The organism is Micromonospora sp. NPDC006431, from assembly GCF_042870725.1.
Classification (GTDB): domain Bacteria; phylum Actinomycetota; class Actinomycetes; order Mycobacteriales; family Micromonosporaceae; genus Micromonospora.
In genome coordinates this window covers 139,979-155,510 of the sequence record NZ_JBIAHQ010000018.1, presented here as the reverse complement: position 1 = coordinate 155,510, position 15,532 = coordinate 139,979, and the positions used below count along the sequence as shown (strand labels likewise).

At 68.9% G+C, this 15,532-nt stretch carries 11 protein-coding genes and 1 pseudogene; 5 read left to right on the top strand and 7 right to left on the bottom strand.

Annotated features, from left to right (window positions below; translation table 11 throughout):
- Positions 1 to 246: 246 nt before the first annotated feature.
- Positions 247 to 819: pseudogene (locus ACFYM6_RS26660) on the bottom strand (glycoside hydrolase family 97 N-terminal domain-containing protein); the annotation flags it as partial.
- A 712-nt stretch (positions 820 to 1,531) separates the two neighbouring features.
- Between ACFYM6_RS26660 and ACFYM6_RS26655 the strand changes: the two are divergent.
- Entirely contained in the window at positions 1,532 to 4,192 is a 2,661-nt protein-coding gene (locus tag ACFYM6_RS26655) for a glycoside hydrolase family 97 catalytic domain-containing protein (RefSeq protein WP_387279785.1), read from the top strand.
- A 479-nt stretch (positions 4,193 to 4,671) separates the two neighbouring features.
- Here the strand turns inward: ACFYM6_RS26655 and ACFYM6_RS26650 are convergent, their stop codons facing one another.
- The 3 genes from ACFYM6_RS26650 to ACFYM6_RS26640 all read right to left on the bottom strand — a co-directional run bounded on the left by ACFYM6_RS26650 (position 4,672) and on the right by ACFYM6_RS26640 (position 7,446).
- Positions 4,672 to 6,054: an alkaline phosphatase PhoX gene (locus ACFYM6_RS26650; protein WP_387279799.1), complete on the bottom strand. Its 1,383-nt coding sequence runs from the start codon at positions 6,052 to 6,054 to the stop codon at positions 4,672 to 4,674.
- 245 nt (positions 6,055 to 6,299) lie between these two features.
- On the bottom strand, positions 6,300 to 6,881 hold the full coding sequence (locus tag ACFYM6_RS26645; RefSeq protein ID WP_387279783.1) for a transposase: 582 nt from the start codon (positions 6,879 to 6,881) through the stop codon (positions 6,300 to 6,302).
- 4 nt (positions 6,882 to 6,885) lie between these two features.
- Entirely contained in the window at positions 6,886 to 7,446 is a 561-nt protein-coding gene (locus tag ACFYM6_RS26640) for a helix-turn-helix domain-containing protein (protein WP_387279781.1), read from the bottom strand.
- Positions 7,447 to 7,513: 67 nt separating this feature from the next.
- Between ACFYM6_RS26640 and ACFYM6_RS26635 the strand changes: the two genes are divergently transcribed.
- The 4 genes from ACFYM6_RS26635 to ACFYM6_RS26620 all read left to right on the top strand — a co-directional run bounded on the left by ACFYM6_RS26635 (position 7,514) and on the right by ACFYM6_RS26620 (position 12,864).
- Positions 7,514 to 7,873 carry a hypothetical protein gene (locus ACFYM6_RS26635; RefSeq protein ID WP_387279779.1) on the top strand — a complete coding sequence of 120 codons (360 nt, stop codon included), beginning with the start codon at positions 7,514 to 7,516 and terminating at the stop codon, positions 7,871 to 7,873.
- Between the two features lie 208 nt (positions 7,874 to 8,081).
- A complete protein-coding gene (locus tag ACFYM6_RS26630) occupies positions 8,082 to 8,456 on the top strand; it encodes a hypothetical protein (protein ID WP_387279777.1) in 375 nt (124 codons plus the stop codon).
- A 319-nt stretch (positions 8,457 to 8,775) separates the two neighbouring features.
- Positions 8,776 to 9,543 carry a hypothetical protein gene (locus tag ACFYM6_RS26625; protein WP_387279775.1) on the top strand — a complete coding sequence of 256 codons (768 nt, stop codon included), beginning with the start codon at positions 8,776 to 8,778 and terminating at the stop codon, positions 9,541 to 9,543.
- A gap of 186 nt (positions 9,544 to 9,729) precedes the next feature.
- A complete protein-coding gene (locus ACFYM6_RS26620; RefSeq protein WP_387279797.1) occupies positions 9,730 to 12,864 on the top strand; it encodes a BTAD domain-containing putative transcriptional regulator in 3,135 nt (1,044 codons plus the stop codon).
- Here the strand turns inward: ACFYM6_RS26620 and ACFYM6_RS26615 are convergent.
- The 3 genes from ACFYM6_RS26615 to ACFYM6_RS26605 are packed head-to-tail and all read right to left on the bottom strand — an operon-like array spanning position 12,834 to position 15,435.
- Complete coding sequence (locus ACFYM6_RS26615) at positions 12,834 to 13,784, bottom strand: DUF4097 domain-containing protein (protein WP_387279773.1); 951 nt, start codon at positions 13,782 to 13,784, stop codon at positions 12,834 to 12,836. The two genes, ACFYM6_RS26620 and ACFYM6_RS26615, sit on opposite strands and share 31 nt — an antisense overlap.
- Positions 13,751 to 14,491, bottom strand: coding sequence for an ABC transporter permease (locus ACFYM6_RS26610; protein ID WP_387279771.1), 741 nt, complete (start codon positions 14,489 to 14,491; stop codon positions 13,751 to 13,753). The genes ACFYM6_RS26615 and ACFYM6_RS26610 overlap by 34 nt, the downstream gene beginning before the upstream one ends.
- On the bottom strand, positions 14,491 to 15,435 hold the full coding sequence (locus tag ACFYM6_RS26605; protein WP_387279769.1) for an ATP-binding cassette domain-containing protein: 945 nt from the start codon (positions 15,433 to 15,435) through the stop codon (positions 14,491 to 14,493). Before ACFYM6_RS26605 ends, ACFYM6_RS26610 begins: the two co-directional genes overlap by 1 nt.
- Positions 15,436 to 15,532 lie beyond the last annotated feature (97 nt).

Genomic DNA, 15,532 nt, shown 5'->3' with positions numbered 1-15,532 from the left:
ACGCCCCGCGCCCAGGCGACGCAGGGCACCCTCCCCCACCCGGCCCCACGGTCAGGCGGGCAAGCGTCCGGAGGGACACGCACCAACGGACCGGAAGCTGCCCCGCGCAGCCCACCGACACCAGAGCGTGAACACGATCAGCACACCCACCACCACCGGCCACCGGCCACGCGGAGCCGCACTGGGCGCAGGATTCCACTTCCACGCCCATGCATCTCCACCACGGTGGGAAACGATCCCGGAAACTCAATCCGACTCAGGATCGCTAAGCTGATCAGGGACGCTGCCGCCCGAGTAGCGTCCGTCGAGGTCGGACTCGGCAAGCATCAGGTAGGTGCCGTGGACGTCGAACAGCGCCGGGGCGAGGTACTCCCGGGCGGCCGCGGCCGCAGCGGTGGTCTGGACGTAGGGGTTCTCGTAGTCCCGGCGGTGGTTCGCCAGCCACGCGGTGCTGTCGGCGGGAACGGTGAACGCGGACGCCTCGCCGAGCACCGACCCGTAGTCGTCGAGCAGTTCATACCGGTAGGCGACGCCGTCGTCGGCGACCCGGACGACCAGGTCGACCCGGGCGTCGCCCGCGCCGGCGAACCGGAATCGCGCCTCCCGGAAGATCGCGAGCCGCTGCACTTCCTTGCCGACTGTCGTCGTGTAGCGCTCGACGTCGGTGCGGTCGCTACGGCCGAGGAACCGCAGCCCGCCGGTCAGGTCGGCGTCTTCGGTCCGGATGCCCAGCGGGCTGGGCGGCAGGATCGTCCGACCGCCGTGGGACACAGCCAACGAGATGCTCCCCGCCTCCGTGTCGTGAGTGACCTGCGCCGTCGGGCCGTCGGGAGCGAAGGTAGCCGTGACCGTCTACCGGGCGGTCTCCGCCCTGGCGGATGTGGCTGCGAGAGTTCCGGTGAGTAGCGCCGCGACGAGGGCGACCGTGAGGGCCGCGATCCGCGACGTCGAGCGGCGCGCGGTAGCCGGCCAGGTCAGTCGGAGTGGTACGTGCATCACAGGTGACTCCTCCTCGGATGCGGCGGAGAGACCGGTCGGTGGACGCGGCGGACCTCGGCCGCGCCCCCGGCACGCTCAGGCTCGTCCACATCCGGTGGCACCTGGGACTGCTGCCGGACATGGGGGTCCTGGTCGGCCTTGCTCCGGGCAGGAACGTTTCCGCGAGATTAACGACCGCAACAGGACCGATCAAGTATGGACATGAATGAACATCGGATGTATAGGGTAGCGGTCCACGGCTACGCGCCCTAGGCTTCGCGTCGCGAGGGCCATGAGGGCGCTCGCACAAATGGCACCCCTGTTCGCCGGTGTTGGATTTTGTGAACGGACAGGAGGGAGGTTGGCTCCTCACGCCGGCCATACCCGGCCGGCTCTTGCCGTCGTAGGCAACGCGACCGCGGTCAGGTTCAGCGGGTCCCGCAACTGGCGGCGCAGGCACGGGCCTCGCGTCGATCACCTGCCGCATCGTCGCCCTGGCACGTGCCTGCTGCTTCGGCATCCGCTGATCGAACCTGTGTAGAAGGGATGATCTATGCGTGTGCACAGCTCGTGGCATCGGCTCATCGTTCGCTGCGTCGTACCCATACTCGCCGCCGCTACGGCGGCAGTGGCGGCCAACCCCGCCACAGCTTCGGATACCGCCACCTGGGCGATCGGTGCTCCGTCGCCGGTAACGCCGGTATCGGCGACGGTCGCGCTCGACGCCGACGGGGCGTTGTCGCTCGCCGTCGCCCACCAGGGCAGGACCGTGCTCGCGCCCTCCGCTGTCGGCATCGAGACCACGGCCGCCAACCTGACCAGAGGCCTGACCTTCCTCCGCCGCACCGACCGGACAGTGGCGGAGAACTACATCATGACCACCGGAAAGCAGCGCGTCCGCCACGCCACGCTGGCGGAATCGACGCTCTCGTTCGCCGGCGCCCACGGCACGCGGATGGACCTCGTGGTCCGCGTCTCGGACGACGGCGTGGCCTTCCGGTACGTCCTTCCCGACGCCGACGGCGTCACCGTCAAGCGGGAGGCATCGTCGTACTCCCTGCCGACCGGCGCACCCGCGTGGCTGCTGCCCTACACCCCCAACTACGAGGGGACCCGGGTCGAGACGACCGCCGCAGCGGCAGCAGCGGGCGACTTCGGCTTCCCGGCACTGTTCGACGTCGAGAACACCTACGTCCTGCTCACCGAGTCGGACGTCGACGGGCGATACTCGGGTGGCCGCCTCACGCACCATGCGGGATCGGGGAACTACACGATCAAGCTCGCCGACGCGGAGGTCACCTCACCCGGCCCGCTGGCCACGCCCTGGCGTACCGCGATCGTGGGCGACCTGGCCACGGTGACCACCTCGACGCTCGTCGACGACCTGGCACCGGCGTCGAAGGTGGCCGGCACCTCGTGGATCCGCCCCGGCACGGTCGCGTGGTCGTGGCTGTCGGAGCACGACAGCCCTCGGGACCCGGTGCGCCAGAAGCAGTACGTCGACTTCGCCGCCCGCAACGGATGGTCCTACGTCCTGATCGACGAGGGCTGGGACCGCAGTTGGGTGCCGGACGTGGTGCGCTACGCGCGCGCTCGGGGTGTCGAGGTGCTGCTGTGGTTCCACTGGACGGCCCTGGACACCGCACAGGAACGAAACGAGACGCTCCCGCTCATCAAGTCCTGGGGTGTCGCCGGCGTGAAGGTCGACTTCATGGACTCGGATTCCCAGGCGCGCTTCGCGTGGTACGACGACATTCTCCAGAAGACCGCCGACCTGCAACTCATGGTCAACTTCCACGGCGCGACCATCCCCCGCGGCATCCAACGGACGTGGCCGCACGTCATGACCGTCGAGGCGATCCGCGGCGCGGAGCAGTTCCGTACCCGGGCCGCGACCAACACGATGTTCCCGTTCACGCGCAACGTCGTCGGTGGCATGGACTACACCCCGGTCGCCTTCGTCGTCTCCGACCGCGACACCACTGCCGCACACGAGGCGGCGACGTTCCTGGTGTACGAGTCGGGCTGGCAGCACGCCGCGGACAAACCCGAGAACTACGAATCGCGCCCCGAGGCGCTCCGAACGCTGAACCAACTCCCGACGACCTGGGACGAGACGCGCCTGCTCGGCGGACGCCCAGGGCAGGAGGTCTTCCTCGCCCGACGGGCGGATGAGCGCTGGTACCTCGGCGCGATCTCGGCCGTGCCGGCGAAGACGTTCGAGACGCCGCTGACGTTTCTGGGCAAGGGCCAATGGCTCGTGGAGACTCTCCGCGACGGCCCGCACGGCCTGATCCGGGAGGCCCAGATTGTCGACTCGGACGACCGGCTCGCGGTGCCGGTAGCCACCAACGGAGGCTTCGTGTCCGTGGTCTGCAAGTACGCCAAGGGAATGTCGACCTGTGACCAGCCGGTGCGCCGGGTGCCGCAGACAAATCTTGCGGTGACGCCCACCCAGGCGGAGGCACGGCCAGGCAGCACCATCGACGTACGCGGCACGTTCACCCTGCCCGCCGGCGCGCCGATCACCGACGTCACGCTGCGGGTGACACCAACCGCGGGCTGGAGCGTGAACGGCGCGCCAGTATCGACGAAGCGTCTGCGGGCTGGCGAGTCGATCAGTGGCGCGTGGACGGTCACCGCCGCAGAGGATGCCGCCCCCGGCTACGTCGATGTCCCGGTCGTCGCCACCTACCGCTTCTCCGACGACCCGCAGAAGCGCCCGGTGCATGTCGAGGAGGCGGTCCGCGTGTTCGTTCCGCCACCTAGCCCGAGCGGAACAACGTACGTGAGCGACCTGCCGTTCCTGAGCGAGAGCAACGGGTGGGGGCCGATCGAACGCGACAAATCCAACGGAGAGACGGGTGCCGGCGACGGGCAGACCCTGTCCATCGGCGGCAGGACCTACGCCAAGGGCATCGGGACCCACGCGCCGAGCCAGCTCACCGTGTGGCTGGGTGGGGCCTGCAGCCAACTGCAGGCCGAGGTCGGCATCGACGACGAGGTCAGCCAGTCCGGCTCGGTCGTGTTCCAGGTCCTCGGCGACGGCCGGCAACTCGCCGACACCGGAGTCGTCCGGCGTGCCGACGGAGCGCGCCCACTCGGCGTCGACGTCACGGGAGTACGCATGTTGACCTTGAAGGTCACCGATGGTGGAGACGGTAGGAACTTCGACCACGCCGACTGGGGCGAGGCCCGGGTGACCTGCGGATAAGCCGTCTCAGCAGAGCCACTGGCACCGGGAAGGGCCGGGAGGGCGCGGTCAACACACGCCCTCCCGGATCCCTTCCCCACCCTCGATTGAGGGACCTTGCAACGACCGCTGCCGCCCTCGTAGTGGCGCAACCGACCCTCTCGCCCGGCTGGCCACATGGAAACTGTGGACGGACAAGCCCGGGAAGCCTCGCCCGGGTTATCCAACTCCGTCCACACGACCTGTCATCCATGAAGGAGTGGGCGGGTCGGGACTGCCCCGCGCAGCCCACCGACACCAGGACGTGACCACGATCAGCACCCCCGCCATACAGCAATGGCCCGATCGAAGGCGCCAACACAAGGTCAAGCCGTTCGTCCCAGTCCCCTAAGCCCGGGCCCGCAGGACGAGCCGCACGGTCGCCGGCGCCCGAGGCCCGGCGAGGCGGTGCTTCCCGATCACCTGTGGACCGGGGAGCACCGCAGAGGGCGGCGGCGGGGTCAGCCCTGGCGGCGGTTCCAGGGGCCGGTGACGGCGTACGTGATGCCCGGGTTGTAGACGTTGAAGAACATGGTCCGGCCGTCGGCGGAGAACGTCGCACCGGCCAGCTCGCCGTACTCCGGGTCCCCGCTGGTGCCGACGTTGACCCGGTTGCGTGCAAAGACGAACACCTTGCCGTCGGCGGTCGTACCGAGGATGTGCTGATCCCCGACCCCGTCCTCGCACATCATCAGGCCCCCGTACGGCGACATGCAGATGTTGTCCGGGGCGTCGAACTCCGGGTTCTCCGGCGCCGGCGTCGGACGGGTGAAGATGGTCTCCAGGCGCAACGTGTTGGCTCGCGGGTCGAACCGCCAGACCTGGCCGTCGTGGTCGCGGGCCGAACCCAGCTCACGCCGGGCGAACGACGAGACGAAGTAGGCGCAGCCGTCCTTCTCCCCCCACCAGGCGCCCTCGATCTTGTACCCACCGGTGATCGGCTTGCGGTAGTCCTGGGCACGGACCGACTCCGTCGTCGCCAGTGGGTCCGGCACGTCGAGCCACTCGATGCCGGAGAAGGACGTGCCCGCCGTCGTCACCACCGACAGGTCCGGCAGGTCCGGGACGTGCAGAGCCTGCAGCACGCCGCCTGCCCGCAGGCTCCCGTGGCCGCCGAGCGGCCGGTTCGGCAGGAAGCGGTAGAAGCTGCCCAGCGGCGCCACGAACGCGTCCTCGGTCTCGTAGACGATGCCGGTGTGCGGGTCGACCGCGACCGCCTCGTGCTGGAACCGTCCCATCGCGGTCAGCGGTGTCGGATCGGTGTTGCGAGCATCGTCGTACGGGTCGACCTCGAAGATGAATCCGTGGTCCTTTGTGTACCCGCGGGTCCCCGCCTTGTCTTCGGTCTCCTCACAGGTCAGCCAGGTATGCCAGGGCGTCCGGCCGCCGGAACAGTTGATGGCCGTGCCGCCCAGGCTCACGTGCTCAGAGACGGCGCGGTTCGACGCGTCGACGGCGAGCGTGGTGGTTCCGCCCCCGGCGGCCGGGTCGTACGTACGTTCCGGCGGAGCGACGACCGTAATCTTCGCGGTCGGGGAGCACTCATGGTTACGGACCAGGCGAGCGCCGCGCGCCTCGTCGGCGAAGGCACCCATACCGTCGAACCGGCTCGGCACGATGCCACCGTCCGGCCGGACGGTGCCTTCGCGCGACAGCACCCTGTAGCGGAAGCCCACCGGCAGGTCAAGCATGCCGGCCGGGTCAGGCACGAGCGGACCGTACCCGACCTCCGGGCCGGACACCCCCAGCGCGGGTGCCGCCGTGAACAGGGCGTCGACCGAACCGACCACGGCCACAGCAAGACCGGCGCCGGCCGAGCGGGACAGGAACTGGCGGCGAGACATAGACACGGACAAGCCTCCTAGACGTCACAGACCGTAGCGGGCCGACGTGGACCGCGGCGGACGGATCAACCGGCCGACCCGCATCGATTCGAGCCGCTCGATCCACTACGTCACATCCCGCCCCACCCGTCAAGATGCCGATCGATTTGATCCCGCCAACTGTCGCAGCCGACCTGGCTCAACCCGGTCAAAATCTCTGAAACCGAGCGAAAGCTAAGTGCCCCTCGTCGTTAGTTCGTCGGGGGTTACGCGGCGGTGGGTAAGGGCTCGTGGACGGTGAGGCGTTTCAGCAGGGCGTCGAGGTCCTTCTTGGTGTATCGCCAGTTGAACGGTCGGGCACCGAGGTTGTAGTGGTCCTGGAAGGCTGTGAGCCGGTCTTCGACGTCGGTCAGGTCGTAGAAGTCGTTCGGGGTGACGACCTTGCGTTGCACGATCGAGAAGTACAGCTCCACCTGGTTCAGCCAGGAGGCGTGGATCGGTAGGTGGACCAGCTTGGCGTTGGGCCACGTGTTGGCCATGCGGTCGATGGAGGTTTGCCCGCGGTGGGAGGAGCCGTTGTCGACGATCCAGAACACCCGGTCTGCTGAGGCGTAGGGTTCGTTGGTCATGACCTGCTTGACCAGTCGGGCGAACGGGGCGATGCCGGTGGACGCGTCGCAGCGGCCGAAGACTTTCCCGTTGGCCACGTCGAGGGCGGCCAGGTAGGCGAGGGCGCCGCCGCGTTCGTACTCGTGCTCGACGCGCATCAGTCGGGTCTGGCCTGGCGGCAGGGTGGGGTGGCAGCGGCAGCGGGCCTGGATCGAGGTCTTCTCGTCCGCGCTGATCACGAAGTCACCATCGTTGAGGGGGCGGCCGTCCCAGATGCGGGGCGTACAGGTCCAGCACGGTGCTGGCCTTGGCGGTGAAGTGCGGGTCCCGGGGGAAGATCCACGACCGGTGCCGCCAGGGTTTGATCGCGTCGGCGGCCAGCCAGCGGGTCACCGTGGAGGCGGAGATGTCGTCCACGACACCGGCGGCCACCGCCTCGTCGGCCAGGTCGGCGGCGCTCCACCGGGACAGCGGCACCCCACGTTCGGCCGGCAACTCACACGCGAGGGCCTTGACCTGCGCGGTCTGCACATCTGTGAACCGGCGTGGCCGGCCAGGGCGCGGCACATCCGTCAGCCCGTCCAGCCGCCGCTGCCAGAACCGCACCCGCCATTTGCGGACCGTGTCCACGTGCACCCGCTGGTCGGCGGCGATCGCGGTGTTACTGGCCCCACCGGCGGCGGCCAGCACGATCCGGGCCCGCACCACCAGGCGGTAGGAGGCCGTGGGTCGGCGAGCCAGCCTCTGCAGGGCGACCCGCTCATCGGCGTCGAGCGTGATCGGATACGGGGATGAGGGGGGCATCGGACCGTTGTGCCACCCGTGCCGCCACCGCGTCGGCACCGACACGCCGCAGCAAGGGTGGGGCAGGATGACAGTTGTGGCCAAGCCCCCACCCGAATCGACCAAGAGCAGCCTGCGTCAACGCCTCACCGCGCACGCCCGCAGCCGTTGGCCTGCCCTGACCGCTGTGTCCGTGCGGTATCGCGGCGTCTTCGCCTACGTCGACGGCCGGCTCGCTGACGGCACCACGCTGCCGCTTTGCCGACTCCGCTACGGCGGCTCGGCCAGCACATGGGGCTTCGCTATCTACCTGGCCAGCCGCGACGGCTACGAAGACTCCATCCTGCCCAGCGGCCTGCACGCCGGCAGTCCCGAAGAAGCCCTCGACTGCGCTTGCGGCCTCTACCTCAACGATCCAACCGCCTGGACCCAACCCCCGACGAACTAACGACGAGGGGCACTTAGATACCGCTCTGATCGGGGAACGTCGGTCAGCCAGAAGGTCAGACGTTGAAGCGGAACTTAGGTGGGCCGACGCGTGACCTGCGACAACATGCTCGGCCCGCTGGTCGCGCCGTCCTGGGTTGAGCGCTACATCGCGGGGGGACCGTTCACCCACCTCGCACCTCGCCCGACAGGACAGGCACCATGACCCGGTGCGACTACTGACGGCAGACGAGTTCAAGGCCACGTACGGGACACCGCCGGCACCAGTCGACGTCGACGAGCCTCCTCCATTCGACTTCTGGCCCTACTTCGACGCCATCCCCCACGATCACTTCGCCGGCCACGACTTCAGCCGCGAGGAGGTAACGAACGTCTGGCAGATGCCCGACGGGCCGCATCAGCACGTCCTCATCGCGTCCGATACCCCGAACGTGTTCATGGTGCTCGTGCTCAACCTCCGAACAGCATCAGTACTCGGCCACCACCTGCTCGACCTCAACGAGCTCTACGGGCTCAGCCAGTTACCGGGCGTGATCGAGAATCACGCCCGTGAGCGACTTCTACGTCTCCCTGATCCCAACTGACGCCAACTGGCAGCCAACCAGGGCAGCCGCCACCGAGGCGGAAGCGTACGTCCGGCGACGTGTTTCCCCCGGGGTCAACCTGCACCCGCCCCACCCGGCGGGATCTTGATAGATTCGCCCTTCGCTTTGAATCGACAAGGGGATGCACATGTCCGACGCGGGGGCCGGACCTGATTCAGGATCGACGGCGGACTGGGTGCGCGATCCGGAAACGGCATGGACGCCGCTGCCGGGCGGTGCGGCTCCCGAGCCGGCACCGGTCCACGGCGCGCCACCGCCGCAGGTGCCACCCACGGCAGGCCAGCCGTTCGGACCGCCCATGATCCCGTTCGGGCCGCAACTGCCCGCCGACCCGCCGCCACCTGGCCACCGCAACCGCGGCCTGATCATCGCCGTCGTGGCGCTGAGCGTACTGCTGTTGGTGGCCTGCTCGGGCCTGGTCGGCGGGGCCTTCCTCCTGCGCTCCGCGGAGCGCGACGCGGCCAAGCCGGCGACGGAGACGCGGCGGTCGTCCGCGACCGGTAGCCCGGCCCCGAGCCCTCGCGCGGCCGCGAGCGCGGAGCCGGTGCCGCAGGGGCCGCAGCCCAGCGACTACGCCGCAACCCAGATCTCCGATCTGAACAACGTGTGCGACGGCATCCTCTACTACCCCCAGTCGCCCAAGCGCGCCGGCAAGGCACCGCACCCGGTGGTGCTGCTCATCGGAGACGGCCCGGGAGACCACCGCCGTCAGGACAACGGCTACTACTACGACGAGGGCCTGTCGAAGCGGGTGGAACAGACCTGGGCGTCGGAGGATCCGAAGAACGTGCAGATGGTCGCCTGCCTGGACCGGGTCAGCACCGGCGCGACGATCCGCCGGTGCAAGTACGACGACCCGAAGCCGGACACGTTGACGCTGCTGAAGGCCAGTTACCGCCTTCGGGTGTACGAGGTGGCGACCGGCCGGAAGCTGCTCGACAAGGCCATGGGCGGCGACGACCAGGCTTGCCCGTACGTCGTCCTGGTCGGTCCCGACAAGAAGATCTACGCCGAGGTCAGCAACCGGTCGCTGCTCGCCGCGCTGCGCAACCTGGTGAAGCGGTAGCCGAACCGCGGCACCGGGTCCGCTCCGCCTCCAACTCGCCGCCCCGATCCGTCACCCGCTCCCGCGCGGTCTCGACGCGGGGCGCCGTCGCCATCCTGAACAACCGGTCGTGCCTGGGTCTTGGAGGCGTCACCGGTGACGGGCCGCGCGTCCGGCAAGGGCACGCCGCCGTGGGAGAATCAGCAAGTGCAGGTCGGGATGCTTGGATCATTCGAGGTTCGCACGGACGAGGGCATCCTGGCCGACGTGCCGGGCGTCCGGTTGCGCGCACTGTTGATCGCCCTGGCACTCGAACCTGGCCGCGTCGTGCCGAAGGCGACGCTCATCGACTGGATCTGGGGTGAGAACCCGCCCGCCGATGCGGGGAACGCCCTGCAACGCTTGGCTTCCCGGCTACGGAAGGTGCTGCCCGGAGGGGTGATCGAGGGGCAGACGGGCGGCTACCGATTGATGGTGGGCCCCGACGCGGTCGACGCCCTTCGGTTCGAACGCCTCATCGGCCGGGCTCGTCGGGAGGAGGGCCTCCAGCGAGTTCGGCTGTTGCGCGAGGCCCTCACCCTGTGGCGCGGTGCGGCTATGCAGGATGTGGGGTTGGGGGACAGTGAGGCGTTCGACGCGGCGGTGACGCGGCTCGAGGGGCTGCGGTTGACGGCGATGGAGGATCGCTTCGAAGCGGAGGTCAGTCTGGGCCACGGAGCGGAGGTGGTCGCGGAACTGACCGACGCGGTGGCCGCGCATCCGCTGCGGGAACCGCTGGTCGCTGCGCTGATGCGGGCGCTGGTGGCAGCCGGCCGCGACGCCGAGGCCCTGCTCGCCTACGAACGTACGAGGGAGGCGCTTTCCGACACGCTGGGCGTCGACCCCTCGCCGGAGTTGTCGGCCTTACATGTCGCGTTGCTGCGGGGCGAACTGGGGCGGCGGGAGGAGCACCGGAAGACCAACGTGCGTGCCGAGCTCACCAGTTTCGTCGGCCGGGACGCTGATGTCGCTGCGGTCCGCGAGCTCATCGCGGAGCATCGTCTGATCACCTTGATCGGGCCGGGCGGTTCGGGCAAGACCAGGCTGGCCGCGGAAACCGCACGCACGCTGATCGGTGACCTGCCGGACGGAGTCTGGTTGGTGGAACTTGCCGCCATCGGCGCCGACGGTGACGTCGCGCAGGCGACGCTCACCGCGCTCGGACTGCGGGATGCTCTGCTCGGCGCGGGTCCGAGCGCGGATCTGGCGGACGGGCTCATTGCCGCAATCCGCGAGCGGGAGGCGCTGCTGATCCTGGACAACTGTGAGCATGTGATCGAGGCGGCGGCGAGGTTCGCCGATCGGGTGCTCGGGCAATGCCGACGGCTGCGGATCCTGGCGACGAGCAGGGAACCGCTCGGCATCACCGGTGAGGCGCTGTGGCTGGTCGAGCCGCTGGCCATGCCCACCGACGCCGGCCTTGCCGAGGCCGCGTCCTCCCCGGCCGTCCGTTTGCTGCGGGACCGGGCCGGCGCGGTGCGCAAGGACCTTGGAGTCGACGAGCACACCTTGTCGACGATGGTGCGCGTCTGCCGGGCGCTGGACGGGATGCCGCTGGCGATCGAACTGGCCGCCGCCCGGTTGCGCACCATGACCATCGATCAGCTCGCCAACCGGCTCGACGACCGGTTCCGCCTGCTGACCAGCGGGAGCCGTACCGCCTTGCCGCGGCACAAGACGCTGCGCGCGGTGGTCGACTGGAGCTGGGAGTTGCTCACCGAGGCCGAGCGGACGGTCCTGCGCCGGCTGTCGGTGTTCTCCGGCGGAGCGAGCCTGGACGCGGCCGAGTGGGTCTGCGCCGGCGATGACGTCGAGCAGGATCAGGTGCTGGAGTTGCTCACGTCGCTGGCCGAGAAGTCGCTGGTGGTCACCGAGGGCGACGCCGCCCCGCGCTATCGGATGATCAGCACGATCAAGGAGTACGCCGCGGACCGGCTCGCCGAAGCGGACGAATCGGACCTGGCTCGCCGGGCGCACCTCGCCTACTTCACCGACCTCACCGAGACCGCGGAGCCACATCTGCGCCGCGCCGAGCAGTTGGCCTGGCTCGCCACGCTTGAGACCGAACACGACAACATCAGCGCCGCGATGCGGGTGGCGGTCGCGGCTGGTGACGCACAGGCGGCGATGCGGCTCGCGGCCGCCTCCGGCTGGTACTGGTGGCTCGGCGGGCGCCGGGCCGAAGGCCTCGAGCTGATGCTCGCGGCCACCAACATCCCCGGCGACGTGACCGATGACGTCCGGGCCATGGCGTACGGGATCGTGGTGCTCTTCGTGACCTCCGGGCGGGGCGACGAACACCTGGGCGCGGAATGGATCCACAAGGCGTACCGGTTCAGTCAGCAAAGCCAGCACCGCAACCCGCTGCTGGGACTGGTCGACGCGCTGGAACGCCTGCTGCAGGAGCCGGACGCCGCGGTGACCGCGTTCGAGTCGGTGCTGGACAACGAAGACCCTTGGGTACGCGCCCTGGCCCGGTTCCAGCTCGGCAAGATGCGGATCATGCTCGGTCAGGGCGGCCGGGATGCGGAGGCCAACCTGGAGCTTGCGCTCGCTGAGTTCCGCGCGCTCGGCGAAAGGTTCGGCATGTCCATCGCCCTGTCCGAGTTGGCGGGCCAACTCGCCCTGCGTGGTGAGTTCGTCGGTGCGTGTGCGCACTACGAACAGGCGGTCACGCTCGTCACCGAGGTCGGCGCCGTCGAAGATGTCATCCGGCTGCGGACCCAACAGGCCCTGCTGTACTGGCTGCACGGCGATCGGGACGCCAGCGCGGCCGCCGTCGCCGAGGCGGAGCGGTGCGCCGAAGGGGTTACCTGGCCGCATGCGCTGGTCGAGCTGGCGCTCGCCAAGGCCGATCTCGCGCGTTGGGTCGGTAACGCCGCGGAGGCACGCCATCAACTCGGGGTCGCGACCGCCCTGCTCGGCGACGAGGCGGAGACGGCGGACATCCGCGCGGGCATCCACGACGTGCTCGGCTACCTGGCCGACGATCTTCGGGAGGCTCGTTCCCACCGCGTGGCGGCCTGGCAGGCGGCCTCCGAGGCGGGACACGCTCCCATGATCGCCCAGGCCCTCGTCGGTGTCGCGGACCTCGCACTCCGGCACGACCAGTACGAGCAGGCGGCGCGACTGCTCGCGGCCAGCGTCGGCGCACGTGGAGTGCCGGATCTCGCCCACCCGGATGCGGCCAGGATCGAGCGGGACGTACGGCGACACCTCGGCGAAGCACGGTTCGCCGAGGTGTCGCAGGAGGGTACGCAGGCGAGCTGGGCTCAGCTGGTCGAGACCGGGCTCTCCTTCTGACCTGCGCGTCGAATGACGATGTCGCCGTGCCGCGTGCGGGCGTGGACCGAGACCTTGGTGTCCGCCGGGCCAGGGTTTCCCGGCGCGGAAACGGCGTCGCGCACGGATCCTCGCTCGCTGTTGACGTCGAGGTAGGCGGCGGTGCCCTCGCTGATGCCGACCTCGATGTTTCCCGAGGCGTTCGTCAGCTTCGCCTGACCGTGCGTCATCCGGCCGATCCGGATGGCGCCGCTGTCTGTCATGGCGGCGATGCTGCCGTCGGCGCGGTCGATGTCGAAGTCGCAGCTGGCGCTGCTGAGATCGAGGTCGGCCGAGGCGTGGCCGATCCAGGCCTGCCCGCCGGAGTTCGAGAGCCGCACCGCGCCCTCGACCTCGCCGATCCGCATCGCGAACGCCCCGCCCTCGATGTCGGCGCGTCCGGCGATGTGGCCGATCGCGACGTCACCGGACGCGATGTTCGCCTGCAGCGTGGCGATGCGCTCCACCTGGACCCGGCCCGATGCCACGTGCAGCTCGCACCCGCCGAACGAGCCGTCGGCATGAACATCGGAGTGCGCCAGGTAGGCGGCGACACTGGAGCCGGTGGGCAGCTCGATCGTGATGGCGACCGACCCGTTCTTGTGCCCGGGGACGGTCGTCTTGACCGACAGTTGACCGCCGGCGAATTCGACCTTGGTCTTCTCGGCCACCTTGACGTCGGACCGGCTCGCCTCGTTGATGGGTTCGACCAGCACCGCGGTGTCGGTGCGGTCGCTCGCGGTGACCCGCACCTGAGCACCGGCGACTTCCACGGTGACGGCGATGGGCCCGGGGGTGGCGAATGTAGGCATGACAACTTCTCCCTCTTGCTTGGTACGTGATCTGTTGGTGTGCCCGCCCCGGTTGGTCAGGCCCGCTTCTTGAAGGTGGACAGCGACCACACATATCCGACCAGGGCGATCCCGACGCACCAGACGACGGCGATGATCACCTTGCTTCCAGCAGGTTCACCGGTCAGCAGCCCGCGCAGTGCCTCGATGATCGGGGTGAAGGGCTGGTACTCCGCGAACTGTCGCACCCCCGCGCCCATGGTTCCGGCCGGCACGATCGCACTGCTCAGGAACGGCAGCATGACCAGCGGTACGGAGATCAGTCCCGCCGATTCCGGGGTTTTCGCCGCCAGTCCCAGGGCGACGGTCATCCAGCTGGTCGCGAAGGAGACCAGCACGATGAGGCCGATCGCGCCGAGCCATTCGAGGAAACTCGCCGCCGGTCGGAATCCCACCGCGTACGCCACTCCGATGATGGCCGCGATGGCGATCAGGCTGCGGAGCATGCTGGCGGCGACATGAGCGCTCAGTACGGCACTGCGGGAGATATCCATCACCTTGAATCGATTGATGATCCCCTTCGTCATGTCGGAGTTCACGGCCAACGCGGTCGCGCTCAACCCGTAGCAGATCGTCAACACGACCATGCCCGGCGTCGCGTAGTCGATGTAGTTGCCGCCGATGTCGAAAGCGCCGCCGATCACGTATACGAACATCAGCAGGATCACGATCGGGAACAGGATCGCGTTGAACACCGCGACCGGGTTCCGGAGAGTGTGCTTGAAGTTGCGACCCAGCATGGTCGTCGCGTTGCTCATTATGCGTTCACCTTCGCGCGAGTACGGCCGGTCAGGGCAAGGAAGACGTCATCGAGGTCCGGCGTGTGCACCGAGAATTCCTCGACCTCGATCGAATGTGCGTCGAGTTGTGCCAACAGGGCGCGAACCGATTTCGCCCCACCGTCGCTGGGAACCCGCAGGACCAGATCGTCCTCGGCGTCCTGCGCGGAGTCGGTCAGGACCCGCACCGCGGAGGCGAGTTCGAGGTCGCCCGCGAACCGGAGCCGGACATGACTGCCGGGGATCTGGCGCTTGAGCTCGGCGGGAGTGCCCTGGGCGACCAGCTTGCCCTGATCGAGCACCGCGATCCGGTCGGCGAGCCGATCGGCTTCCTCCAGGTACTGGGTGGTCAGGAAGATGGTGACGCCCTCGGCCACCAGCTGACGGATGATGTCCCACATCGTCCGACGGCTGCGCGGATCCAAACCCGTCGTCGGCTCGTCGAGGAAAATGATCCTGGGCTGGCCTACCAAGGTCATCGCCAGATCCAGCTTCCGGCGCATACCCCCGGAATAGGTGGCCGCCATCTTCTGCGCCGACTCCGTCAGGTCGAACCGCTCCAGCAGGTCGGCGACCACCCGCTTGCTCTCGCCCGAGCGCAGACGCTTGAGATCCGCCATCAACTGGAGGTTCTCCTGACCGGTCAGGAGATCGTCCACCGCGGCGAACTGACCGGTGACCCCGATGGCCGCGCGGACGGCCTTGGTCTCGGTCGCCACGTCATGCCCGGCAACGAAGACCGTGCCACCGTCGGCCTTCATCAACGTGGTCAGCACGTTGACCGTCGTCGTCTTGCCCGCCCCGTTCGGGCCGAGCAGGGAGAAGATCGTGCCCGCGGCAACATCGAGGTCGATGCCGTCAAGAACAATCTTGTCCTTGTACGCCTTCCGCAGCCCTGAAGCCGCAATCGCTGAACTCGTCATGCGACCACCATCGGCGCCGGGCCTGCCACCCACCTGACACACCCCTGACACGGCAGCTGACATGATCGCCGCTCGTCGCCGCCGTCGGCGCGTTGCT

Bases quoted from the DNA above. Each gene is read 5' to 3' on its own strand.
- ACFYM6_RS26655 (WP_387279785.1), top strand. From the start codon at position 1,532: ATGCGTGTGCACAGCTCGTGGCATCGGCTCATCGTTCGCTGCGTCGTA.
- ACFYM6_RS26650 (WP_387279799.1), bottom strand. From the start codon at position 6,054: ATGTCTCGCCGCCAGTTCCTGTCCCGCTCGGCCGGCGCCGGTCTTGCT.
- ACFYM6_RS26640 (WP_387279781.1), bottom strand. From the start codon at position 7,446: ATGCCCCCCTCATCCCCGTATCCGATCACGCTCGACGCCGATGAGCGG.
- ACFYM6_RS26635 (WP_387279779.1), top strand. From the start codon at position 7,514: ATGACAGTTGTGGCCAAGCCCCCACCCGAATCGACCAAGAGCAGCCTG.
- ACFYM6_RS26625 (WP_387279775.1), top strand. From the start codon at position 8,776: ATGATCCCGTTCGGGCCGCAACTGCCCGCCGACCCGCCGCCACCTGGC.
- ACFYM6_RS26610 (WP_387279771.1), bottom strand. From the start codon at position 14,491: ATGAGCAACGCGACGACCATGCTGGGTCGCAACTTCAAGCACACTCTC.
- ACFYM6_RS26605 (WP_387279769.1), bottom strand. From the start codon at position 15,435: ATGACGAGTTCAGCGATTGCGGCTTCAGGGCTGCGGAAGGCGTACAAG.